At 34.3% G+C, this 23,714-nt stretch carries 26 protein-coding genes; 11 read left to right on the top strand and 15 right to left on the bottom strand.

The window, feature by feature from the left end; genetic code table 11:
• Nucleotides 1-54: 54 nt before the first annotated feature.
• From ABD940_RS06535 to ABD940_RS06570, 8 genes are all read left to right on the top strand, one after another.
• Nucleotides 55-405: a 4Fe-4S binding protein gene (locus tag ABD940_RS06535; RefSeq protein ID WP_345201266.1), complete on the top strand. Its 351-nt coding sequence runs from the start codon at nt 55-57 to the stop codon at nt 403-405.
• Nucleotides 406-529: 124 nt separating this feature from the next.
• Complete coding sequence (serC, locus tag ABD940_RS06540; protein WP_345201268.1) at nt 530-1,594, top strand: 3-phosphoserine/phosphohydroxythreonine transaminase; 1,065 nt, start codon at nt 530-532, stop codon at nt 1,592-1,594.
• 124 nt (nt 1,595-1,718) lie between these two features.
• On the top strand, nt 1,719-2,681 hold the full coding sequence (locus ABD940_RS06545) for a D-2-hydroxyacid dehydrogenase (RefSeq protein WP_345201270.1): 963 nt from the start codon (nt 1,719-1,721) through the stop codon (nt 2,679-2,681).
• Between the two features lie 3 nt (nt 2,682-2,684).
• Nucleotides 2,685-3,929: a DUF1015 domain-containing protein gene (locus ABD940_RS06550; RefSeq protein ID WP_345201272.1), complete on the top strand. Its 1,245-nt coding sequence runs from the start codon at nt 2,685-2,687 to the stop codon at nt 3,927-3,929.
• Nucleotides 3,930-3,980: 51 nt separating this feature from the next.
• On the top strand, nt 3,981-5,387 hold the full coding sequence (locus ABD940_RS06555; protein ID WP_345201273.1) for a M28 family peptidase: 1,407 nt from the start codon (nt 3,981-3,983) through the stop codon (nt 5,385-5,387).
• A gap of 35 nt (nt 5,388-5,422) precedes the next feature.
• Nucleotides 5,423-5,977 (top strand): hypothetical protein, encoded by a 555-nt coding sequence (locus tag ABD940_RS06560; protein ID WP_345201275.1) that lies wholly within the window; start codon nt 5,423-5,425, stop codon nt 5,975-5,977.
• A gap of 10 nt (nt 5,978-5,987) precedes the next feature.
• Nucleotides 5,988-6,452, top strand: coding sequence for a hypothetical protein (locus ABD940_RS06565; RefSeq protein WP_345201279.1), 465 nt, complete (start codon nt 5,988-5,990; stop codon nt 6,450-6,452).
• A 2-nt stretch (nt 6,453-6,454) separates the two neighbouring features.
• Nucleotides 6,455-7,810, top strand: a complete 1,356-nt coding sequence (locus tag ABD940_RS06570; RefSeq protein WP_345201281.1) for a M20/M25/M40 family metallo-hydrolase — start codon at nt 6,455-6,457, stop codon at nt 7,808-7,810.
• Nucleotides 7,811-7,896: 86 nt separating this feature from the next.
• Here the strand turns inward: ABD940_RS06570 and ABD940_RS06575 are convergent, their stop codons facing one another.
• From ABD940_RS06575 to ABD940_RS06600, 6 genes are all read right to left on the bottom strand, one after another.
• Nucleotides 7,897-8,388, bottom strand: a complete 492-nt coding sequence (locus ABD940_RS06575) for a TlpA family protein disulfide reductase (protein WP_345201283.1) — start codon at nt 8,386-8,388, stop codon at nt 7,897-7,899.
• A 126-nt stretch (nt 8,389-8,514) separates the two neighbouring features.
• The gene (locus ABD940_RS06580; protein ID WP_345201286.1) at nt 8,515-9,138 is read right to left on the bottom strand and encodes a hypothetical protein; all 624 of its coding nucleotides are present in this window, start codon (nt 9,136-9,138) and stop codon (nt 8,515-8,517) included.
• A 38-nt stretch (nt 9,139-9,176) separates the two neighbouring features.
• Nucleotides 9,177-9,737 carry a DUF6705 family protein gene (locus tag ABD940_RS06585; RefSeq protein ID WP_345201288.1) on the bottom strand — a complete coding sequence of 187 codons (561 nt, stop codon included), beginning with the start codon at nt 9,735-9,737 and terminating at the stop codon, nt 9,177-9,179.
• A 35-nt stretch (nt 9,738-9,772) separates the two neighbouring features.
• Nucleotides 9,773-10,333: a DUF6705 family protein gene (locus ABD940_RS06590; protein ID WP_345201290.1), complete on the bottom strand. Its 561-nt coding sequence runs from the start codon at nt 10,331-10,333 to the stop codon at nt 9,773-9,775.
• Nucleotides 10,334-10,372: 39 nt separating this feature from the next.
• On the bottom strand, nt 10,373-10,930 hold the full coding sequence (locus ABD940_RS06595; protein WP_345201292.1) for a DUF6705 family protein: 558 nt from the start codon (nt 10,928-10,930) through the stop codon (nt 10,373-10,375).
• Between the two features lie 18 nt (nt 10,931-10,948).
• Nucleotides 10,949-12,478: a hypothetical protein gene (locus ABD940_RS06600; RefSeq protein WP_345201296.1), complete on the bottom strand. Its 1,530-nt coding sequence runs from the start codon at nt 12,476-12,478 to the stop codon at nt 10,949-10,951.
• A gap of 177 nt (nt 12,479-12,655) precedes the next feature.
• Here ABD940_RS06600 and ABD940_RS06605 point away from each other — a divergent pair, with 177 nt between their 5' ends.
• Nucleotides 12,656-13,033, top strand: a complete 378-nt coding sequence (locus tag ABD940_RS06605) for a helix-turn-helix domain-containing protein (protein WP_345201299.1) — start codon at nt 12,656-12,658, stop codon at nt 13,031-13,033.
• Here the strand turns inward: ABD940_RS06605 and ABD940_RS06610 are convergent.
• Nucleotides 13,020-13,310, bottom strand: a complete 291-nt coding sequence (locus tag ABD940_RS06610) for a hypothetical protein (protein ID WP_345201303.1) — start codon at nt 13,308-13,310, stop codon at nt 13,020-13,022. The two genes, ABD940_RS06605 and ABD940_RS06610, sit on opposite strands and share 14 nt — an antisense overlap.
• On the opposite strand from ABD940_RS06610, the gene ABD940_RS06615 reads away from it, so the two are divergent.
• Together ABD940_RS06615 and ABD940_RS06620 are read left to right on the top strand one after the other, a co-directional pair.
• Nucleotides 13,311-14,051, top strand: a complete 741-nt coding sequence (locus ABD940_RS06615) for a DUF6261 family protein (RefSeq protein ID WP_345201307.1) — start codon at nt 13,311-13,313, stop codon at nt 14,049-14,051.
• A gap of 926 nt (nt 14,052-14,977) precedes the next feature.
• On the top strand, nt 14,978-15,349 hold the full coding sequence (locus tag ABD940_RS06620) for a hypothetical protein (protein ID WP_345201310.1): 372 nt from the start codon (nt 14,978-14,980) through the stop codon (nt 15,347-15,349).
• Between the two features lie 97 nt (nt 15,350-15,446).
• On the opposite strand, the gene ABD940_RS06625 is transcribed toward ABD940_RS06620, so the two are convergent.
• From ABD940_RS06625 to ABD940_RS06660, 8 genes are all read right to left on the bottom strand, one after another.
• Entirely contained in the window at nt 15,447-16,340 is an 894-nt protein-coding gene (locus ABD940_RS06625; RefSeq protein ID WP_345201313.1) for a hypothetical protein, read from the bottom strand.
• Between the two features lie 63 nt (nt 16,341-16,403).
• Complete coding sequence (locus ABD940_RS06630) at nt 16,404-16,919, bottom strand: hypothetical protein (protein ID WP_345201315.1); 516 nt, start codon at nt 16,917-16,919, stop codon at nt 16,404-16,406.
• 16 nt (nt 16,920-16,935) lie between these two features.
• On the bottom strand, nt 16,936-18,099 hold the full coding sequence (locus tag ABD940_RS06635) for an aspartyl protease family protein (RefSeq protein WP_345201318.1): 1,164 nt from the start codon (nt 18,097-18,099) through the stop codon (nt 16,936-16,938).
• Nucleotides 18,100-18,160: 61 nt separating this feature from the next.
• A complete protein-coding gene (locus tag ABD940_RS06640) occupies nt 18,161-19,657 on the bottom strand; it encodes a DUF6119 family protein (RefSeq protein ID WP_345201321.1) in 1,497 nt (498 codons plus the stop codon).
• A 136-nt stretch (nt 19,658-19,793) separates the two neighbouring features.
• Nucleotides 19,794-20,369: a hypothetical protein gene (locus ABD940_RS06645; RefSeq protein ID WP_345201325.1), complete on the bottom strand. Its 576-nt coding sequence runs from the start codon at nt 20,367-20,369 to the stop codon at nt 19,794-19,796.
• Between the two features lie 38 nt (nt 20,370-20,407).
• Nucleotides 20,408-21,814 carry an FG-GAP-like repeat-containing protein gene (locus ABD940_RS06650; protein WP_345201327.1) on the bottom strand — a complete coding sequence of 469 codons (1,407 nt, stop codon included), beginning with the start codon at nt 21,812-21,814 and terminating at the stop codon, nt 20,408-20,410.
• A 73-nt stretch (nt 21,815-21,887) separates the two neighbouring features.
• Complete coding sequence (locus ABD940_RS06655) at nt 21,888-22,952, bottom strand: peptidylprolyl isomerase (protein ID WP_425550358.1); 1,065 nt, start codon at nt 22,950-22,952, stop codon at nt 21,888-21,890.
• 54 nt (nt 22,953-23,006) lie between these two features.
• The gene (locus ABD940_RS06660; RefSeq protein WP_345201329.1) at nt 23,007-23,516 is read right to left on the bottom strand and encodes an FKBP-type peptidyl-prolyl cis-trans isomerase; all 510 of its coding nucleotides are present in this window, start codon (nt 23,514-23,516) and stop codon (nt 23,007-23,009) included.
• Between the last annotated feature and the right edge of the window lie 198 nt (nt 23,517-23,714).

The following is a 23,714-nucleotide window of genomic DNA, read 5'->3' on the forward strand; positions in this document are numbered from 1 at the left end:
CTGTAAAATTGGGGAATATTTTGTAATTTTGTGCAAATTTAAAAAAAATTAGCGATGGCTATTAAAATAACTGATGAATGCATTAATTGCGGGGCCTGCGAACCGGAGTGTCCAAATAATGCAATTTATGAAGGAGCGGTGGATTGGAAAGCTTCAGAAGGAACGGAACTGAAAGGCACTGTTACGATGCCATCAGGAATGACAATGAATGCAGATGATCCACAGGAACCTGTAAGTGATGATGTTTATTTCATCGTTACTGATAAATGTACAGAATGTAAAGGTTTCCATGAAGAACCACAGTGTGCTGCAGTTTGTCCTGTCGACTGCTGTGTTCCTGATGAAGACCATGTAGAATCTGAAGAAGCACTGCTTAATAAAAAAGCATTCTTACACGGAGAATAAAAACTGCCGTCTCATTCATTATGAGACGGTTTTTTATATACAAAAAGCCAGAATTTTTTAATAAGAAACTATAAATGAAGCTGTAAGAAGAAAATTTTTACAGAAAATCCAAAAAATAAATAATATGAGCAAAAAGCACAACTTTAGCGCAGGACCATGTATCTTACCTCAGGAAGTATTCGAAAAATCGGCACAGGCGATTTTAGATTTCAACGGAATCGGACTTTCACTTCTTGAAATTTCGCACAGAAGTAAGGATTTCGTAGCGGTAATGGACGAAGCTCGCGCGATTGTAAAAAGACTGATGAACTTAGGTGATGATTATGAAGTTTTATATTTAGGAGGTGGTGCTAGTTTGCAGTTTGCTATGGTTCCTTACAATCTGATGAAAGTTGGCGGAAAAGCGGCTTATCTGGATACGGGAACTTGGGCTGCAGGAGCAATAAAAGAAGCTAAAAAAGTAGGAACTGTGGATGTTGTAGGTTCTTCAAAAGAAGAAAATTATTCATTCATTCCTAAAGATTATACAGTAGGTTCAGAATACGATTATTTCCACTGTACTTCAAACAATACAATTTACGGAACTCAGATGAAATCTTTCCCTGAAGTTGATACTTTAATGGTTTGCGATATGAGTTCTGATATTTTCTCAAGACAACTGGATTTCTCAAAATTTGATTTGATCTACGCTGGAGCTCAAAAAAATATGGGACCTGCAGGAGTAACTTTAGTAGTTATTAAAAAAGAAATTTTAGGTAAAACAGGAAGAGAAAATATGTTCTCAATTCTGGATTATTCTCAGCATATTGCTAAAGAATCAATGTACAATACTCCACCGGTTTTCCCTGTTTATGCGTCTTTGCTGACTTTACAACATTTGGAAAACAATGGAGGAATTGCAGCTGCTGAAGCTAGAAATGAAGCAAAAGCAAAACTTTTATACAACGAAATCGACAGCAATCCTCTATTTGAAACGTTCTGCGTAGAAGAAGACCGTTCATTAATGAATGTTTCTTTCAAATTGACGGACGAAAGCAAAAAAGATGAGTTTGACGCTGCATGGAAAGCTGCAGGAATCAGCGGACTGAACGGACACAGAAGTTTGGGAGGTTACAGAGCAAGTTTATACAATGCTTTGCCGATTGAAAGCGTGCAGGTTTTGGTAGATGTTATGAAATCTATTAAATAATTTAAGTCTTTAAAAATCAAATATTTAAATTTAATTTAATATTATTTTAAATTTTCTTAATTTGCGCAACTATTTAAATTTTTAAATAAGCCGAACTTTAAATATTTAAATAAAATAAAAAACCATGAAAGTTTTAGCAAACGACGGTATTTCGAAAACAGGAGAACAGGCATTGAAAGATGCGGGAATTGAGGTTTTGGACAACAGAGTTGCACAAGACCACGTCATCAATTTCATCAATGATAATAATGTAGATGTTCTTTTGGTGAGAAGTGCTACGAAAGTAAGACGCGATCTTATCGATGCTTGTCCGGATCTGAAAATCATCGGAAGAGGTGGAATCGGAATGGATAATATTGATGTGGAATACGCCATAGAAAAAGGAAAATATGTAATCAATACGCCGACTGCATCATCAAAATCTGTTGCAGAATTGGTTTTTGGACATTTCTTTTCTTTAGCAAGATTTCTTCATGAATCCAACAGATTAATGCCATTGGAAGGGGAAACTCATTTCAATGCCATGAAAAAATCATTTGCCAATGCGTATGAACTTTCAGGAAAAACATTAGGAGTTATTGGTTTTGGAAGTATTGGTCAGGAAGTTCTGAAAATAGGAATTTCTTTAGGAATGAAAGTTAAAGTTTTAACAAGAAAACCTAAAACGAAAACACTTATTTTAGAATTCTTCGACGGACAATCCGTTAATTTTGAGATTACATCCGTAAACGATATGAATGAATTTCTGAAAGAATCAGATTTCATCAGTATCAATACTCCGAAAACGAATGAATATATCATAGACACGCCTCAGTTTGAAAAGATGAAAGACGGAGTTTATATTGTAAATACTGCAAGAGGCGGCGTGATCAATGAAGTTTCCCTAATAGACTTTATTGAATCTGGAAAAGTAGCCGGAGCCGCTCTGGATGTTTTTGAAAAAGAACCGAATCCTGAAGTTCTTTTGCTGATGAATCCCTCTCTGTCACTTTCTCCGCACGTTGGAGGAAATACGGTAGATGCTCAGGAAAAAATCGGACTGGAGCTTGCAGAACAGATTATTAAGATAAAAGAAACTATAAAATAAAATATGCCTATTTTTAAACCTTTCCGTGGAATAAGACCTCATAAAGATCATGAGAGCACTTTCCCTACACATCCTCTGGATAATTTTACTCAGGAAGAGATAGCGGAGAAAGCTCAAGTTGAAGATACTTACATTAATATGATAAAGCCGTATGTTGTAAGTAAATCTAAAGATATTGACAGGAATTTAAGGAAGATCCGTTCTACTTTTGAAGAACTGATGGAGGAGAAAAAACTCGTTCAGGACAGTTCTGCATATTATCTTTATGAGCAAATTTATCCCAGCAAACAGGTTTTCAGAGGGCTTTTAGGATTGGCAAGTATTGAGGATTTCTGGAGCGGAAAAATCAAGAGACACGAAAGTACAATTCCTCAGAAGAAAGAGAAACTGGCTCATTATCTTGAAAAAGTAAATCTTCAGGCAGAACCTGTTTTATTGACTTATCCAGCCAATTCAAAGATTGAATTGCTGATGAACCATGAGGAGAAAAACGTTCCGATTTTCAACCATGTGGATACAAAAGGAATCAGACACAAAATCTGGAGAATTGATAACCGTCTGAAACTTCAACAGTTTAAAGAAGTGATCGATCAGATCGATTCTTTTTACATTGCTGATGGACACCACAGAATCGGTTCTACAGCGCTGAATGCAAAGCACCATAAAGACAAAAACAAAAGACATAATGGTACGGAAGCCTATAATTTTGTTTACAGTTTTATTGTTTCCAACCAATCCATTAAAATTCACGATTACAACAGGATTGTAAGCGATATCAACGGATTGTCAAATGAAGAATTTTTGAAACAGTTAGAAAAATACTTTCTGATTCACGAAAAAGGAGAAACGGCATATTATCCTTCGCAAAAATTCCACATTTCGATGTATATGGATGGTAAATTTTATTCTCTACATGTAAAGCATGACCTTCGTTCTGCGGAAATGTCGCTGGATAATTTGGATCATCATCTTTTGGATAAATATATTTTTAAGGATATTTTAAAAATCGAAGATCCGGACAGCTCTGAAAAAATTTCTTACGTAAAAGGAACTTCAAGTCTTGAAGGAATCAACCAGATAAAAGAAAAAATCGACAACGGAGAAGGAAAAGCCGGATTCGGAATTTTCCCTGTAAGTTTTAATGATATGATCAAAATATCAGATTTAAAGCTGAGCATGCCTCCAAAATGTACATTTATTGAACCAAAATTGGTTACAGCATTGTTAATGTACGATATGAAACAGTAAAAAATAACCAATTTTTCCTTACTTTTAGCAACGGAAAAAAGGTAAATAAAAATGAAAAAAGTCTTCATTATAATTCCACTCTTTTTGGGTGGATTTTTATTTTCTCAAAAAAAGCCTCAAAAGAAGCCTGCAGGTAAAACTGCGGCTGCCTCAAAATTCAATTATAACGATGAATTCAGAAAGATCTCGGACGAGATCATGACCAACGGAACGGCATATGAAAATCTCGGACAGCTTACGAAAGGCATCGGTCCGCGTTTCAGTGCTACTCCGGGATATACAAAAGCTGTAGAATGGGCAGAAAAAAAACTGAAGGAAATCGGGATTGAAATGATCTGGAGACAGGAAGCAAAAGCTCCGATCTGGATAAGAGGAAGAGAATCTTTGCAGATAAAAGCTGCAAATGGAGACTGGAAAAACATAAGAATGCTTTCTTTCGGGAATTCCGAAGGAACAGGCGGAAAAGATCTTACAGGGGAAATTGTTGTGATCAACAGTACTTCTGAGCTTAACGCAATGTCTGTAGGACAGTTAAAGGATAAAATTGCATTCGTCAATCTTCCGATGGATCCGAGAATCATTAATACCAGTGATTCTTATTTACTTACCGCAAAATCAAAATTAATTTCCGCTTCCGTCATTGCTAAAACGGGAGCGAAAGCTTTAATTATAAGATCTTTAACAACCGCAAATGATGATACGCCACATGCAAAAATGATCTATTACGAACCGGATGACAAGGTTAAAATTCCGGCATTGTCAATCGGGACAAGATCTGCAGATGAGCTTGAAAAATTAATAAAAAAACAAAAAGTTACTGCGAAAATAAATATGACCGCCGAATCAAAAGGCGAAACAACCAATCCGAATATCATCGCTGAAATTCCGGGTAAAAAAGATTCTAAAGTCATTGTTTTGGGAGCTCAGCTTGATTCATGGGATTTCGGTGAAGGTGCAATTGATGACGGAACCGGAGTTGCACAGTGTATTGAAGTTTTAAGAACATTAAAAGCACTTGGTTTTGAAAACAATCATACGATCCGTGTTGTATTATATGCCAACAGTGAAAATGGCGGACAAGGACGAGAAATGTATGCAGCTTATGTAAAAAAGAAAGACGAAAAGCATATTTTCGCGTTGGGAACCGACGCAGGAGGTTATTCTCCGAGAGGATTTTCATTGGATATGCCTCCGCAAAGAAGAAGGCAGATTTTTGAATGGAAAAACTATTTCCTTCCTTACGGCGTTTATGATTTTGACCAGACTGAAGCTATTCAGGATATTTCTCCTCTGAAAAAACTGGATATTCCTTTAGCTGAATTGGTTGTAGATACTCAAAGATATTTCGATTATCATCATTCTGAGCAGGATACTTTTGATAAAGTGAATAAAAGAGAGCTTCTTTTGGGAGCTGTTGCCATGACGCAGATGATCTTTATGATTGATAAAAATTGGTAGAAAATCAAACTTAAAATAAATAACCTCAACAATTTATGGGTGTTAACAAAAAGTTTTTAGAAGAAAAAACAAATCAGGAATTAGAAGAATATATTAAACCCGAGAGTAAATTTGTTCAGGAAGCAAATCAATACGCCTATGAAATTTTAAAATCTCGCGGCAGAACATTTACTGATGAAGAAACTGAAAGATTTTCAAACAAAGAAAATCATGAATATAACAAAATCATTCATCCCAACTATAAAAAATCATCCGAGATTCTTTATATCTCAGTTTTTTTAGGAATAGGTAATCTTATATGGAAATATGATACTTTAGATAGCAGATTGAAAATTTTCATTTCACTTATTGTATTAGCTTTTGGTTTTGCATTAGCATATTATACAAGCAAAGGTATTGAGTGGTTTAAATATGTACTACTTGTTCTTTTCGGATTTGGGCTTTTGAGCATTCCATTTATAATTTCTGATATAAAAAATGATCCTGTAATTGGAATCATCAATATTATCCAAACAGTTTTGCAGGTTTGGGCTTTAGTTTTATTGTTTAAAATTCCAAAAACTGTAAACTCGGTTAATTCGAATGTATAATTAATTAAAAATGGAAATCAATCAATTAAATTTAAAATTTGATCAGGTTCATAATCCAAACCTCATCGGTCTTTATTTCCAGATACAGGATATTCTGAAGAAAACCAATAACAAAAAACTGCCTACTGAAGCCGTACAATATATCAATCATATTGTTGAACAGATCAATTCATCAACATTAAAAGATAAGCCATTATTAGAGTTGTTAGAAGAGAAACAAAATTACATTGTAAAATTTCTCGAAAAGAAATATGATATTGTTCCAAGAAATCACTTTAGAAATATGTGGATCAGTCTTGGAGCATTAATTTTTGGCTTGCCTGTTGGCGTTTTATTAATCTATATATTTGATCAAACCGGCTTTTTAGTATTAGGACTTCTTGCTGGTGCGGGAATTGGGACTTTAGTCAGTATTTCTATGGATACAAAAGCTTTGAGAGAAGGAAAACAGCTTAACATCGAATTAAAATATTAATCATGAAAAATATTCTATCAACTGCCATTATATTTTTAAGTTTAAATGTTTTTGGACAGACAAAAGAAGACTCTATACAGTTTGCAAAAATTTCTACGGAAATACTGAATAACGGAAAAGGTTACAACGAATTAAGAGATCTCACTAAAAATATCGGTCACCGTTTAAGCGGTTCCGAATCGTACGAAAAAGCCGTAAAATGGGCAGAACAGAAACTTCGTGATGCAGGAGCTGATAAGGTATGGCTGCAAGAGGTAATGATACCTGTTTGGGTGAGAGGAAAAGAATCTTTACAGATCCAAACTTCCAACGGAAAATGGAAAAACCTTAAAATGCTTTCTTTAGGAAATTCTGAAGGAACAGGTGGAAAAGATGTTTCAGGAGAAATCATCATGGTGAGATCGATAGAAGAATACGACAAACTTTCACCGGATCAGGTAAAAGATAAGATTGTTTTCTTTAACTATCCTTTCAGTCAGTCTTATGTGGAAACTTTCAGAGGATATAGTGATGCAGCAAAATACAGAACGACAGCCGCTTCATTAACCGCTAAAAAAGGCGGAAAGTTTGCGATTATCCGTTCACTTTCTTCGGCTTTCGATAATGTTCCACATACTGGCGCGATGCGTTACAGCGACGATAAAAAAATTCCTGCTGTTGCGATCGGAAACACGACAGCCGATGAATTGGCTGAACTTCTACAATCACAAAAAGTCACTGCAAAACTGAATTCCAACTGCGGAATGAAAGGTGAGAAACTCTCCCACTCTGTTATCGGAGAAATTACAGGTAAAAAAGATAAAAACGTCATCGTTGTTGGCGGACATCTGGATTCCTGGGATGTGGGTGAAGGTGCACATGATGACGGAACCGGAATTGTTCAGAGTATCGAAGTGTTGAGAACCTTCAAAAATCTTGGAATTAAAAATAATCACACAATCAGAGTAGTTTGTTTTGCGAATGAAGAGAATGGCGTAAAAGGCGGTGTTCAGTATGGAAAAACAGCCAAAGAAAATAATGAAAAACATCTTTTTGCGATAGAAACTGACGCGGGAGGTTTTACCCCGAGGGGAATTTCTTTAGAAATGGATAACGAAAAGAGAAAGCAAATTCAAAGCTGGGCAAATCTGTTCTTACCTTACGGAGTTTATGATTTTAAAAATACGTATTCCGGGACAGATCTTTATCCGCTTCATGATATGGGCGTTCCGACTGCGGAATTGGTTCCCGATTCTCAAAGATATTTCGATATTCATCACACGGAAGAAGATACTTTTGAAAAGGTAAACCGAAGAGAATTACTACTCGGAGCGAGTACTTTGACGCAGATTATTTATATGGTTGATAAGAATTGGTAAATATAAATTCCGCCGCCGAAAATTTCGGCGGCGGATTCTTTTTAATATAGTAAGTAGTTTTTCTTTAGAAGTTTTTAGATTGTAGACTATTTCAACAATTCATCAAGTTTAGCTATCATTTTCTTAAATTCATCTTCATTAAAACTTACAGAAGCGAAAACAACATTTCCCTTCTTATCTACTATATAAGTTCTTGGAATATATTCTTTTGCAAAAAGCTTGTAAACAGATCGATCTTCATCCGGATAGATTGGAAGGGTGAAACCTTTTTTAGCTTTAAATGTCGTAATCTCATCCTGAGAATGTTCCCGGCCTATTACCATTAAGGTAAACTTTTTATTGTCTTTATATTTTTCCCATATTTCTTTCTGCAAATGAGGAAGTTCCATCATACAGGGATCACACCATGTTGCAAAGAAATTGATAAGAACAATTTTTCCTTTAAGGTCTGTTGATTTTAAAATACTATTCTCTGTTTTAACGGTGAATTTTGGAAGCGGTTGGTTTTCTTTTATCTCTTGGCTGAATGCAAAAGTTGTGACAGCAAGAAATCCGAAGGCTAAGATTTTTTTTCTCATATTTTGTTTTATTTTTTGTTTTCTATAAAAATGATATCTCAAATGTATTTCAAAAAAATACCATAGATTTTGGCAGATTTCCATGTATTAAATTCTTTTTGTTTGAAAATATCTTCAGTGGCTTTTTTAGTTACCTTTATTTTTAATAAAATCCAGAATTTCGTGATAATTATACTCTTCGATTCGCTTTTGAAAACTCCCATCGGGTCGGATTGCAATATAATTCCCATTCTCAAAGGGATAATTAAAAAACAGATCTCTTATTTTTCCTTCTTTATCTTCATATACATTTTTTATATCACTTTGATACCCTTTTTCTGTCATAAAAAAGATGAAGGCTTTATTATTCTTTTCACTAAAAAAACCTGTGTAAGAACTATGTAAAAATTGTTGTTCAACTATTCCTGCATCCATATTTACAGGTCTAAAAAAATAACAGATAGCAACAGTATATCCTTCATCAATTCCAGCATTGGTTATTTTATTAATATAATCTATAGTTTCTTTATGTGTTTCTTTGGGTATTACACCTTTTTCCAAAGCTGGGAAAATCATTGCTACTTCTGTATTTGCATTTTTAAGATCTGAAAAATATCCTTTTAAATAACCTTTTTTCCTACCTGTCTTCCTATTATCAAATTCTTCTTTTGAAATTTCATGCTGGTTCTCATCATAATAATAGGTTTTTGGTTTTTGTGAAAACCCAATGAAACCTAAGAGTAAACTTAGAATAATTATAACTTTTTTCATATTTCATCATTTGAAAAAGCCTCCGAAGAGGCTTTTTTTTACTGTTTCGTAAATACTAAATTGTTTGTCTTGGGTAAATAGATAGTCGTATCTGCTCCATTGGGACAGTTGAGATTCGTCAGAATGACACCTTCCGGTTGATATCTCCATTTTATGTGTGTTTTGTCTACAAATTGTAGATCAACATCTCCCCAACCATATTGACAATCACCTCCTTGATATACAAAAGATACAAGATTTTGATTAGGAAAAGTAACGTCACTTTCAATTTTTGCTTCTGTTATGGGTAAGTTCATCGTACTTTTTATTATTGTCCCTTGAGAGTTTTTTATACTGTAACGAATAAACAACACATCTCTGTAAAATATTTTTTTGCCCGATCTCACAAGATGTTGATCAATCTTATCAACCTTAATTGTAATTTCTTTGTTGTTGAATGTAGCTTTCCAATTTCCAATAAAAGGGATTAATTCATTATTAGTATCTTTTAAATAAGTATTATTCTGGATGTCAGAAAAACTTGTATTCAGCGGATAGATCTGCTGTGCTCTACAAGAAAAAGACAATAGTATAATTGATAATAAGAATATATTTTTCATAATTGTATAAACTAAAGCCTCCGAAGAGGCTTTTATTACTGTTTTGTAAATACAAGATTGTTTGTCTCGGGTAAATAGATAGTCGTATCTGCCCCGTTAGGACAGTTTAGATTTGTGAGAATAACTCCTTCCGGTTGATATCTCCATTTTATGTGTGTGGAATCTATTAATTGTAAATCAACATCTCCCCATCCATATTGACAATCCCCCCCATCATATGTAAAAGCCACAAGATTTTCATTAGGAAAAGTTCCAATGCTCTCAATTCCGGATTGAGTTATTGGTAAATTCATTGTACTTTTTATTACTGTTCCTTGAGAATTTTTTATAATATAGCGTATAAACAAAGTATCTTGATAAAATTTATGGTTAACATATTCAATAAGATGATGATCAATTTTGTCAACTATAATTGTAATCTCTTTATTGTCAAAAGTAGCTTTCCATGTTCCAATAAATAGCAGTAATTCATTATTTGTATCTTTAAAATAAGAATAATTAGGTACTGTATCATAATCTGTACTTAATGGATAAGTTTGCTGTGCTCTACAAGAGAAAGATAGTAGTACGATTGATAATAAAAATATATTTTTCATAAAATGTGTTTAGTTAAAAAGCCTCCGAAGAGGCTTTTATTATTGTTTTGTAAATACCAGATTGTTTGTCTCAGGTAAATAGATCGTTGTATCTGCTCCGTTAGGACAGTTTAGATTTGTGAGAATAACACCTTCTGGTTGATATCTCCATTTTATGTGTGTGGAATCTATTAACTGTAAATCAACATCTCCCCACCCAAATCTGCAATCGCCTCCTGAATAAATAAATGAAATTAACTGATTTGGAAAAATTGTGCTACTTTCGATATTAGAATTCTCAATATTCAAATTCATTGTACTTTTTATTATTGTGCCTTGAGAGTTTTTTATACTATAGCGAATAAATAGCATATCTTGATAATATATGTGTGTGCCTAATTTCATATAATGATGGTCAATCTTGTCTATTTTAATGGTGATTTCTTTGTTATTGAAATTAGCTTTCCATATTCCAACAAAAGGCAATAATTCATTATTTATATCTTTTAAGTATGCGTTGTTAGAAATTGTAGAAAAACTTGCATCTAATGGATAGATCTGTTGTGCTTTACAAGAAAAAGACAACAGTACAATTGATAATAAAAATATATTTTTCATAATAGTTGTTTTAATAAGTTAGCAAGGTATTGGTGCTTTTATGGTTCCATCAGAGTTTTGTTGTATGGTAGAAGTATTACCGCCACTTTCTTTGATAAGGTTTATTTTGCCTTCTAAATCCATCTCTTTGATTATACTAAAAAATAATTTTTGAAGTCCCACTTCTGATAGATCATCATTTTTACTTTTTCCTTCTGCTTTTAGCAAGTCTTCAACTGTTTTTTTGTAAACTTTATTCATCTCTAATTCAAAAGCCTCTTCATCCGCTTGTGTCATAGGAGGAGGCAAGTCCCCGCTTGCGCCATTAAAGGTAATAAAATAACTGCTCGATTGGGAAATCATCCCTAAAAATGCATTTCCTGTATTGTCGATAATACTTCCCGATGGTAAAGTCTGATTTTGTACCTCGGCAAAACTTAAAAAAGTTAAAATATCTTTCGGGGAAAACATATGAGTCCCGTTCAGAGTATGGCAGTGGATACCCCCTAAAGAATTTTGGTCAATAATAAAATCTACATGGTGCGCTCCATTTACAGGTGCAGGAGTTACGTTTCCTGATTTATCCTGCTGATAACCTTTTTCATTCTCAACGGCCGTCAAAGAATATTGTTTCAAGCTATCGATTTTGGGTTTCAGCTGAGCATTGTTTACAACACTTTTTATTTTCGCACAAGGAGTATCAAGATCAGGAGTTTCTACATTACCATTATTCCCTACACATTGTGGAGATACCCTATAAAATGGCATTCCGCTTTGTGTACAAGGATCTACAGGAGGAATTCCTTTGGGAGAAGGTGCCCCTCCACCTCCGCCTCCGCCGCCAGGTAATGGAGGAAAAGGATCGTCATCTATCCAGGTAGCAGTTGTTGAGCAGGAAGTTACTAAGAAACAGCTGATAAGTCCCCCACAGTTACAGTGGCCATAATCGCAAATTGAAGTACTTTGACCGTGTACACAATAATGGTATGTGGTACAAATAGTATTGTATATAAATCCCTTGTTCTGTTCGGTCCCTTTTTTTGCATCCAGAATATTCAGCCTGTTATATTCCAAGGAACCTTCATAAATATCTTTTGGCAAGTTGGTAAACTGTTGATGTCCGAAGGTAAAGAAATTCATCTGGAGGAAGGTATCCATAAGAAGTTTCCTGTTCTCTTTCGGATACTCGGTATTATAGACATATCCTTTCAGATAATCATTGGTAAAGTCTTGCAGGTGAAAAACAGAATTTTCTTCATCCAATTTCACAACCATCAGTGAGCTCAAGTCAGTCTTATCTTCTGAAAGCGGCACATACAAAACGGTTTTTTCACCAATGTCCAATACCTGCATCTTGTCCCAGATCGGCATTCCTTTTTGGTCAGGCATTGTCGTTAGAAAATCTTTTTCACGGTTATAAGCTTCAAGAATACTCACATAATCTACTCCTGATTTTGCAGTATTAGAAGTTACATGTTTAAAGAAATTGGCATTGTTTCTTTGGGATTCCGTCTCGCCCTTGGCGAAGTCTTCATTGTGGCAGGACCACAGTAAGGTAAGGAAGACCATCAGGCAGGAGAGCCTGGTAATAATTTTTTTTGACATAATTGTTTGTGTTTAAGAATCGTAAATATATTATTTTTTCTTAAATAATCACTGCGTTGTGATCATCTTGGGACAAAACTATTCTTTATTTTTATTCAACATCATAAGAATTTTTATATTTTTGATAAAAATTCTTATAAAATGAGTATAGGTACAAGGGTAAGGCAATACAGGGAAGCGAAGAACTGGTCTCAGGAAGATCTGGCAATGCGTCTGGATACGACACAGACTACGATATCGAATATTGAGTCTGATAAAAATATTCCCAACTCTTTATTGCTAAACAAAATTGCTCAGGAATTGGAAGTTGATATTAATGATTTATTAGATGATAAATCGAATGTAATTTTCTCTAATAATGAATTTAAAGATTCAAGTTCTGCGATTCATCAATATAGACCAATTATAAACATGCAATCGCCTGAATTGATAGAAAGTATTTTGAAAAATCAAGAACAATTAACAAAACTAATAGAAGTACAAAGTAAACTGATAGAAAGTTTACTCAAGAAGGGGTAAAACTTTTGGTTTGCCCCGTCGGAAGTCTCCGAAAGTCTCCCTGTGTTCTGGTTCCCTCCGTCGGAAGTTCCGACGACCCGAAACAGTTTTGGTTTGCCTCGTCGGAGATCTCCGAAAGCTTCCCTGAGTATTGGTTTGCCCCGTCGGAACTTCCGACGATAAGAACCACTAAAAGTTTGCCGTCGGAGATCTCCGACGGGGGTATAAAAAAATCATCCGCAGACTCAGTACGACACTGATGATCTGCAGGAGGTATAATAATAAATATATAACACACATGAAAAAATTAATTTCGATGGATGCAGCAAAGCTGCATCACGCCGAATTGGGGCAGCTTATTGTCCGTTTCTATGAGGATTTCGGAGCCTCTACATTAGATGTCAATACAGACGCAGATTTCAAAAGAATGTTTGATGCCATACAGGCACAGCTCCCAAGCTACAACAGCGCACTCGACCAGATCCGCGCCAGTGAAGAATCTAACAGAATTGCGGAGCTGGACAGAGTTCGTGATGCAGACATTCAGGCATTGAGAGACGCTTTAAGACCTTACAAAAATGCCAAAACACAAACCGAAAAAGATGGTTACACCCTAATGAAAATCCTTCTGGATCAGTACAAAAATGTACAGAACGACTCTTACGAAGAAGAAACTATCCGTCTCAACACCCTGCTGGAAAAACTGCTTTCTTCGGAATACAGTTCCGCCGTTTCAGCTTTGGGCCTGGTAAAATTTATCAATCACCTGTCAGATTCCAACACGGCTTTCAATGATCTGTTTTCGCACCGTTCTTTCAAGACTTCGCAGAAACAGACCTATGATGTAAAAGCACTGAGAAAAGTTCTTACAGAAGATTACAAAAAAATGTGCAACTATATCGCCACATTAGCCAATGTAAGATCCGACGCCTTTTATACGGATGTTCTCGCCATCATCAACAATGGCAGAAATTATTTCTCCAATATTGTTCTGGCAAGAAGACAGGGAAAAAAGACTTCTCCACAGAAACCTGAATAATGAGAAACCGCCTTTTACTGAGGCGGTTTTTTATTTTGAACTATTAAGATATTTAATATTTAACATCAACTCTGTCATTCTGACGAAGGAAAAATCTCTTAATAATAAGAATAAAAAGAGATTCTTCACTCCATTACATTTCATTCAGAATGACAACTTTGAAAACAGGCTTTTATTTTGTTGGAAATCGCAAAGACGCAAAGGTTGTTACTTATTAAACTGTTTTTAAGGCGCAAGAAAATCTAAGATTTTCGGCAATGTTATCTGAAACATTAATAATCTTTAAAAATATTTGACAGTAGCTTTGTCATTCTGACGAAGGAAGAATCTCTTAACAATAATGATAAAAATAGATTCCTCACTCCATTACATTTCATTCAGAATGACAACTTTGAAAACAGGCTTTTATTTTGTTGGAAATCGCAAAGACGCAAAGGTTGTTACTTATTAAACTGTTTTTAAGGCGCAAGAAAATCTAAGATTTTCGGCAATGTTATCTGAAACATTAATAATCTTTAAAAATATTTGACAGTAGCTTTGTCATTCTGACGAAGGAAGAATCTCTTAACAATAATGATAAAAATAGATTCCTCACTCCATTACATTTCATTCAGAATGACAACTTTGAAAACAGGCTTTTATTTTGTTGGAAATCGCAAAGACGCAAAGGTTGTTACTTATTAAACCGTTTTTAAGGCGCAAGAAAATCTTAGATTTTCGGCGATGTTATTTGAGTCATTACAAAAATTCTCCGTCAAGTTTGTCATTCCGTAGGAATCTGGGCATACATCTTTTCTAATACTTTTCTAATACGATGCTGAGATCCCTACGGGATGACAAACTTAATGGTAATGAAAAGAAAAAAATAAATTGCACCTATCAATTATCAAAAAATAATCCTACTTTTAGGCTTCAAATAAATAACTATGAAAAAACTATTTTTTGCATTCTGCATGATCATCGCATGCAGCAGCCAGGTAGCAATGGCACAGTCTAAGACAAAGACAAAAACACAACCAACGGAAACCAAAGCTTCTATTTTAAAAGCATTACACAGCGACATCTCAGAAAGCATTATCAAAGAGGGAACTCCCAAAGAAAAAGCTGAAAAATTTGCAGACTGCCTTACAAAAGACCTAGGTGCAAAGTTAACACTGGAAGAACTTAAAATATTTCAGAAACTGAACACTTTAAAATCCCAAAAAGAAAAAGATGAGCTTGCGAAAAAAGCTGAAAAAATGGGAATAAGAAAGAAAATGGAAACCGTAGGAGTGAATTGCGGATCTATCCTGAAATAACTATTTAAGTAAACAGTTTATTATCTAATAAATAAAACAAACAGCACCTTAATTGGTGCTGTTTGTTTTTATAATTACTTTAAATCTTTTTTACTCTCTACATAAACTCGTTGGTATCTGCATGATAAGTCTTATTAAAAATACCAGATTGTTCAAGTCTCTTTACATGAGCTTTCACACCATCAATCCTTGACTGGTAATGGTTATTTCCTATTGTACACAGGTTTTCAAACGCTTCTTCATGATCTTTTGTATCAAGAGCATAACTGATCCTGTCATACGTTCCTCTTCCCTGATGCAGGATATCGCAAACCATAAAGCATACTTTTGCAGGATAGCCATTCAGGTTCAGTCTTTTGCTGTATCTCCTCATGTTTTCTTTGTACAGACTGATTGAATGCTCCACCTGTATTCTTCTGTGTTCCTCATCATTGGATGCCCAATGCACAAATCTTGCAGAGCAGATAAGTTCCTGTTGTTCCACTTCGTTAGTCGTTGGATTCAGGTATTCCATCAGCTTTACGGTACTGGTATCATTTTCCAGCTGTGAAGTTGTTCCAGCATCGCTTTTATAAAAAATTCTGCCGCTAGTTAAGCGAAGCCTAGGAAAATAATCCAACGCATTAGGCAGTGTCAGTAGCTTTCTGAAAAATCTGACAAAATCACCATTAGGAACGTGTGTAGCAAACTGCATGAATCCGAAAGTGAAAAAAGCCCTGTCATAGGTATTCAGACAAAGAAAAGAACCTTCACTTTCCACTTTGGCAGTAGCTTCTATAAAGTATGCCCAAAAGCCAAATTCGCCAACATAATCGCTTGCTTTGTAAACCAGGTTGGTAGAAACAGAAGAATTATAAAGTCCGAATCTTTCCTGATATTTTGTCTTATAGGCAACGAAAAATTCCGGATCTGCGGAACCAGTTATTTTTGCATAATAAGAGGTTTTTCCTTTGGTGTTTACCTCTGAACGGATTTTGAAATCGTAAGCCATGATTTTAAGTTTTAGGGATTAGTATGAGACTAAATCACCATCCTTTTTCAACTTAAAAAATAACTACTTCGGGTGATTTTCACCTGATAAATGTTTATATATGAAGGTTTTCCACCAGTGCTTCCAACCGCCAAACCGCCAATTTATATCAAACTTCATTTCATTCACTGCATAAATCGGTCTTGCTATTTTAGCATGAAACATCGGAGGATTATCTTTTATTTTCTCAAAATATTCAGGATCGAGATTTGATTTTCTGAAATATTGAATTTCAATGATTGTTTCCTTTTTACCAACCTTAAAAATGTACAAATTAATATCATACAGATCTGAATATTCATTCCGCAAAATATCAATAATAGTTTCTAAACTTTGTGGCTCTTTTTTACTATTGAGTTTAATTTCTGATCTTCTTCTTTCAAAAGAGTGATCACCTTCAAATTCATTGATATTGGATAATATAAAGGAAAATTTTGGTGACAATTTATTCCAACACTGTATTTCAGCTAACTTTAATAAATCAGCAAAAGAAACTTTAAGATTTGTTTCTAAATTATCTTTAAAAATGAATTCATTCATCTGATTTATCAAATAATCAATCCAGATATTGTTTTCTCTCCATCTTAAAATCCAGAACCTTTCCGTCTCTTTTTATTTTAATCGTAATGGTTTTCTGGTCTTTTTCTATCCTGTTGATGAAATAATAACAAGCCGAATCATGATCCAGATTATCCAGCATAATATCATTGATGCTGATAATAGAATCCCCTATTTTTAAAGGAAAATTTCCCTGCTGAAAAAGAAAAGCCACAACAGGTTTTTTATCTATAAAACGGTATGTGAAACCAAAAGATTCCAGCTTGAGAGGATTGGTTTTGATGCGTTTCATATAGATCTTATTGTTTTTCCAGTCGAAGATAAAGGAGAAATCTATCAGGAATTCGTTACCCAAACGGTCTGAAGTGCTGGTAGAAATAAGCTCATTGCGAAAAATACCATTTCCCAAATTCAGCAGATCGGCGCGAAAAATTGTTCCCGCAACGGCTTTTGCAGCTCCGAAAGCTCCCGTAGATCGTGTCCCGAAAGTTTCGATCTTAGTTTTCACATTTTTAGGATCGAATTTTTTTTCTGCCATTTCAAATCTGCCGGAAAATCCCGTGTCAAAAGTAAAATCTATATCTTTATCGAAAAGACGGGTTTTTACGATCGGCGTGCTTTGCAGTTGCGGCTCAAAAGGAATGACCGTAGAATAGTCTTTCAGATTGAAAACAGAAAGATCTTCAGTTGCCTCCAACAGATTTTCGGTATAACTAATTCTCCAAAAAAGCTTTGCCATCTGATTGGCTCCGATAATTCCGTCAATTTTCAGGCAGGATAATTCCGCGGAATCAAAATCCAGAACGATCGCTCCGATATTTTTGAACACAATCTGGTCAACAATCATTTCCGGAAGCTCCGTAAAGATTTGCTGTTGGGTATTTTCGTTAGAGTCCTTTACCGATCTTTTATATTTTTTGGTAAGATTCAGTTCGTTATAGATGGCGTGAGAAATCACAGTGGGCGAACCTGAATCGAACAGAAAATTATACATTTTACCATTGATACTCACCTTCACAAACGGCAGATTGTTTTCAAATCTCAAATTAATTTTCTCCACAGGATGCTGAAGCTGCACTTTCCCTTTTTCAAAAAATCTCTTTGGCTGCGCAGAAATAGTAATTGTAGAGAATATGAGGAGCGAGTATAGGAGTTTTTTCATTTGCTTATTTTACGCGAAAATAAGGTTTTTTGTGGGGATGGGGAAATTATAAAACTGTCCTTTAAGGACGGTTTAAATAATTAATATTAAATTCTAAAGACAAACCTGCATCTGTAGCATCTCTGTATAACTCATTCATTTTCATTATAAATATTAAGGATTTAAATTGAGAAATATTATTTACATTTGTTACTCTCTCAACTAATCCCCAAATATTAATTGTTGTTACATTTAGATCTTCTCCATTATTTTGAATTTTAGATGCATTATTTTTTAATAACTTAATTATATTAGTTGCCTGATCAATTGCATAATTTAATTCTTTTGGCCCTCCTTTTTTAACAAAAAACAATGTCTCGTCTTTATATAAATCCATATTTTCAACAGTATATCTTCCAGCTATTGTAACCATTGATGTATGTAAATTTAAATATCCATCAATAACTCGATCGTCATTGAAGGTATCCTCAATAATTTGTATAGGATAGTCAAAATCCGGAAAATGATTAACTTGAATTTTACCAACTTTTTCATTTAATAAATCCACATAAGATTGATTAAATTTATACCATTTGCCATCTATTAGGGTTTCTCTATCATCAGTTACATATTGTAAAATCGATTTTAATGATTTACTGAAATTCCTTCCTTCATCTCTAATAAACTTGACTTGTATATTATTAAGTTTTTGAACTATATCTATATGATTCAATCTTAGGAATTCTCGTAAATTATCCATTGAAAGTTCAATAAAGGTTTCGCTTTCAAGATTAGTTCCTTTTAATTTAAAAACAAAAATAGCATTACTCGTAAAAATAAAATCAACTCCTGATAAATTAAATTCATCATTTTCAACATCTGAATCATAATCTCTTATTGCTTCTGAAATTAAAATATCCAGCCTTTCGTTTTCACTTTGATCCTTTATTAATTCTGCTTTTGGAAAATTTGCAATTGGAGCTTCACTAAGCTTAGATTCAATTCTTTCTATCAGTCTTGGAAGCTCGGATATTGGAACATCTATACTTAATTGTACGGAATGTCCAAAACTAGCTGTATTTCCCCATAAATTCTGATCTATTGTTTTAGCCTTTACAAAATGTAATGACTCTCCACTATCATAATCTAAACTTGTATTATCTGAAAAAGAAATTATAGATTTGTTCCTTTTAGACTTATAGAACTTTGAATTTTTTAATTTTAAATTATTAACATCAATTATTCTCTCGGCTAAGTTTATTCCAAATTCCAGATCTGAAAATTCTTTAAGATAAAAATGAGTTTTTCCTAAACTTATTACATAACATAATTCATCATTGTGAATAACCAAGCACCCAAAATATATTTTATTCTGAGGCATATCATTTTCTTCAAAAAAATCATAATAATATTCTGTCCACCAAATATCTATTAATTCAGGATTACTTGATAAGAAAAAATCTAAATTAAACCCTCTTATATGTTTAGAGCTAATTTGTGACAATCCAACAGAATCAAATTTTTCAATTAAATCTTCTTGGCTTGGTTTAGGAACTTTATAAATATTAAATTTTGACATATAATTTATAATTTTAATAATTAATTGTTAAAATTATAAAGATAGAATATGAAAAAATTACGGTTATCCGTATTTTCACGGAAAATCAACAAAAAAGCCATCCTCACGGACGGCTTTCAATATCTAAATTCAACTTCTAAATTTTATCAAGAACTTTCTTTGGCAAAACCTTTACTAACTGAGGTTTATATTCCTTTTCAAGAATGACAAATCTCCATATCTTTTTATCCGAAGAAACAGCACAAGCTCTCATATTGGCGTTTATGATATAAAAACCTTCATTAGCTAAATATTTTACATTGTTTTTTCCATATTTATTCATTAGCGCACTGCTGATTTTCTTTTTAATATCATCATTCATCAAACTCACGTCCCATTTTAACTGAAAAAAATAATTGGCAATAGAAAAATATTCTCCGTTAATAAGCTCAGGTTTTTCAATATTCCCGAATCGCAAATTATTCATTTCGAGTTTTATCATTGGATTATTATAGGTCATATTCAGAATCTGATTCATCTGTTCTTTCGGAATGACTGTAAATAATTTCGGATAGATACAGTTAACCGCCTGATCTATCTTTTTGGTTTTAATGCTATTCGCGAAGTAAGTAAGCGATTTTTTTATCGCTGCATCATCAGGATTTACTTTTGTCTGTGCAAAAGATATAAACGACAACAGAACGAACAGAAACAGAAGTGATTTGGTTTTCATTATTTATAAATTACAATGTGAATGTCACAGATTCTAAATTATTTTTTAATAAACGATGTCATAAAACGCTCTGTATTCTTTTTAGAATGTAATCCCAAAATATATTTTCCGGCTGATAAAATCTTTACATTAATTTCGTTACCGACCATATTTCCTGAGGTTATCATCCTTCCAGATAAGTCATAAATGTCATATCTTTCAAATTGAGCATCTCCCTTTACGTTAATAAAATCTGTCGCAGGATTTGGGTAAATCGTTACAGCATATATTTTTTCTGTTTCCTGTGTTGAAAGAACCGCACTTGTGTTATATAAAATATCCAGTCCTACATTGTAATCTGCAATCACAATATCTTTTTTGCCATCATTATTAATATCTCCTATTGCAACTCCATCTTCGTTATAGCTTGTCGCATAAGCCACGGGAAATGACTGATAGCCGTTGACATAATTTCCTGCAGCATTTTGAGAATACGTTGTTACTTTGCTCCAACCTCCGTGAGCGGCAATAATTTCATTCTTTCCGTCATTGTTAAGATCTGCTACTTTTACGGCGTCCGGTAATTCGTAAGCAGGTATCTGTCCCTGATCTGCATACACTGCGCTTCCCGAAATTTGATGCAATATTTTGATCTTCGAAGTTCCGTTCGGTCCTTTGCATAAAAGAAGATCCTTTTTGCCGTCATTATTTACATCTCCAAGTGTCATTCCGTCATAAGTTTCAACGGTATCGAATACGACAGGATTAGGATTGATGGTATTTCCTGAAGAAAAGTAAGTAAATACTTTATGAAGATTCGGAATGTGGATCACAAGATCATTGCTGTTATCATTATTCATATCAGCGATTTCCATCATCGGAGCCGGATAAACATAAGCATTTGCAGGTTTAGGAATAGATACCGTCTGAAAAGTTCCCGGGTTATTCTGTTGATACAAAACCTGAATATTCTGCCAGTTCGAAAGAATAATATCATTTCTTCCGTCACGGTTCATATCTGCAATTCTCACTCTTTCATTGGTATCAGACATTGGAGTTGTAACAATAGGATCTAATGTTCCGGATGCATTCTGATAAAATATTCCGTAGAAAGATGAAGGAGATTTGATGCCTACAATAATATCGTTTTTCCCGTCCTGATTAAGATCTCCGATATCAATAGAACCAATAATTTTATAATCGCTTGCATAAGGATATCTGATCGGTGCAGCCAGTGTTCCGTTCACATTCTGCAAATACACCAATATCGAATGATTGTTCACACTGGAACCATAAGCCTGAAGTCCCAAGACAACATCATTAAGCCCGTCATTATTTACATCTCCTATCTTTACAACTTCTGGCCAGGATTCTGTCCATTTATTTTCATAAGGCAGAAAACTGATCTGTGTAAAAGCTTTAGAAGAAGCAAGTAAAAGAATAAACAAAAAGTATTTTTTCTTCATGGTCAATTAATTTTTGTGATTGTTAAAAAAGCCATCCTTTCGGACGGCTTTTCAGAATATTTTTAAGATTCGATTATTTTACTTTTACAAGCTCAACATCGAAAACCAACCATGCATTTGGCGGAATAACACCTCCTGCTCCGTTTGCTCCGTAACCCATTGCAGGTGGAATCAATAACGTTGCAGTTTCACCTTCTTTTAATAAAAGGATCCCTTCGTCCCAACCTTTGATTACTCTTCCCATTCCGATAGGAATTTCGATCGGCTCATTTCTTTTGAATGAAGAATCGAACTCTGTTCCGTCAACTAATTTTCCTGCATAGTGTACAGAAACATTGTCACCCGATTTTGGAGCTTTTCCGTCAGTTGTTTTTGTAATTTTATAGTAAAGACCAGATTCAGTTTTTTGCATTCCGGCTTTTAGGTTTTCAACCATTTTCTCCTGATTTGCTTTAAACTCTTCTTCTTTTTTCTTTTTATCAGCCTCTTCTTTAGCAAGAGCCGCTTTGTTATTTTCTGCAATCTTCGCTTTTCCTTCCGTAAAAGTTTTTGCAGGATCGTAGTTTTTGTACTCGTCACCTTTGCTGAAAATAGAAACTTTTTCTAAAACAATATCTGTTTTAGGTTTATCCTGAGCTCCTTTTTCTACGTTAGCAATAGCATCAATCACATCATCACCTTTTACCACTTTTCCGAAGATCGTGTGTCTTCCGTCCAACCAAGGTGTAGCAACTTCAGTGATGAAGAACTGAGAACCATTTGTATTCGGTCCAGAATTCGCCATAGAAAGAATACCTTTTCCAGTGTGGTGAAGGTCGTTTCTTTCGTCCTCAAATTTATATCCAGGATCTCCCATCCCTGTTCCTTGAGGATCACCTCCCTGAATCATGAAATCTTTGATCACTCTGTGAAAAATAGTCCCATCATAAAAAGGAACTCCTTTCGCTTTAGCTTTGTTGTCGATTTTTCCTTCTGCAAGACCAATAAAATTAGCCACAGTTACAGGTGCCTTTTTATCCTCGAATTTTACGATCAAATTTCCTTTTGTCGTTTGAAGATTCGCATAAAGTCCGTCATTAAGACCTTCGTAAGTTTCTTTGTCTACGTTCATTTTTTTATAAATTGGTGTACAACTCATCAGCGAAATACTTGCCGCCGCCAGAATTATATTCTTGTTAAACAATTTCATTGATTATAATGCTTTTAATTTTATGATTAAAGGAATATCATTATCTATTTTCTTCTCATCGCCATAGGTTCCGTATGCAAGGGAAGATGGAACCAAAAGCGTAACTTCCTCACCATCATGGATAAAACGCAAAGCATCTTCTACAGCTTTCAATTCATCAAAGTGTCCGAATTTGGCATCTCTTCTTTCGATCGGCTCATCATAGATCTTTGTTTCATCGAAGTCATAAAGATCATAAGAATAAGAAATTAAGGTATTATCCTGCCTTCTCTGCCTCTGATCAAAACCTTGCGTACTCACCCAATAATTAAGCTGAGTAGGATAATACTTTACAGGCTGATTATTAATCCATTCCTGCATATGCGTTCTTTCCTGAGTGTTAAGATTTTTCATCCTGTTTCTTGAAACATCAAGATCATTCTGTGTAAGAACACCGCCAACAGGAGGATGAGTCTGTGCATTTTTGCTGCAGCTCAATAAACTTAAAACCGATATGAAGAGTATTTTTTTCATAAACTTTTGCGAAAATACACATTTCGGGAATCAATTACAAAAACAAAGAGTTTAAATATAAATTCTTTATTAAAAAATTTTAAGTAAGAGAATTATTCAAATTAAACATATAATTTTTCTCCACATTGTCAGGCTGAGGTTCTCGAAGCCCTTTCCATAATAAAAAAACATAATGTATAAACCCTTCGAGAACCTAAG

Origin of the sequence: Chryseobacterium ginsengisoli, from assembly GCF_039542325.1 — a bacterium.
Classification (GTDB): domain Bacteria; phylum Bacteroidota; class Bacteroidia; order Flavobacteriales; family Weeksellaceae; genus Chryseobacterium; species Chryseobacterium ginsengisoli.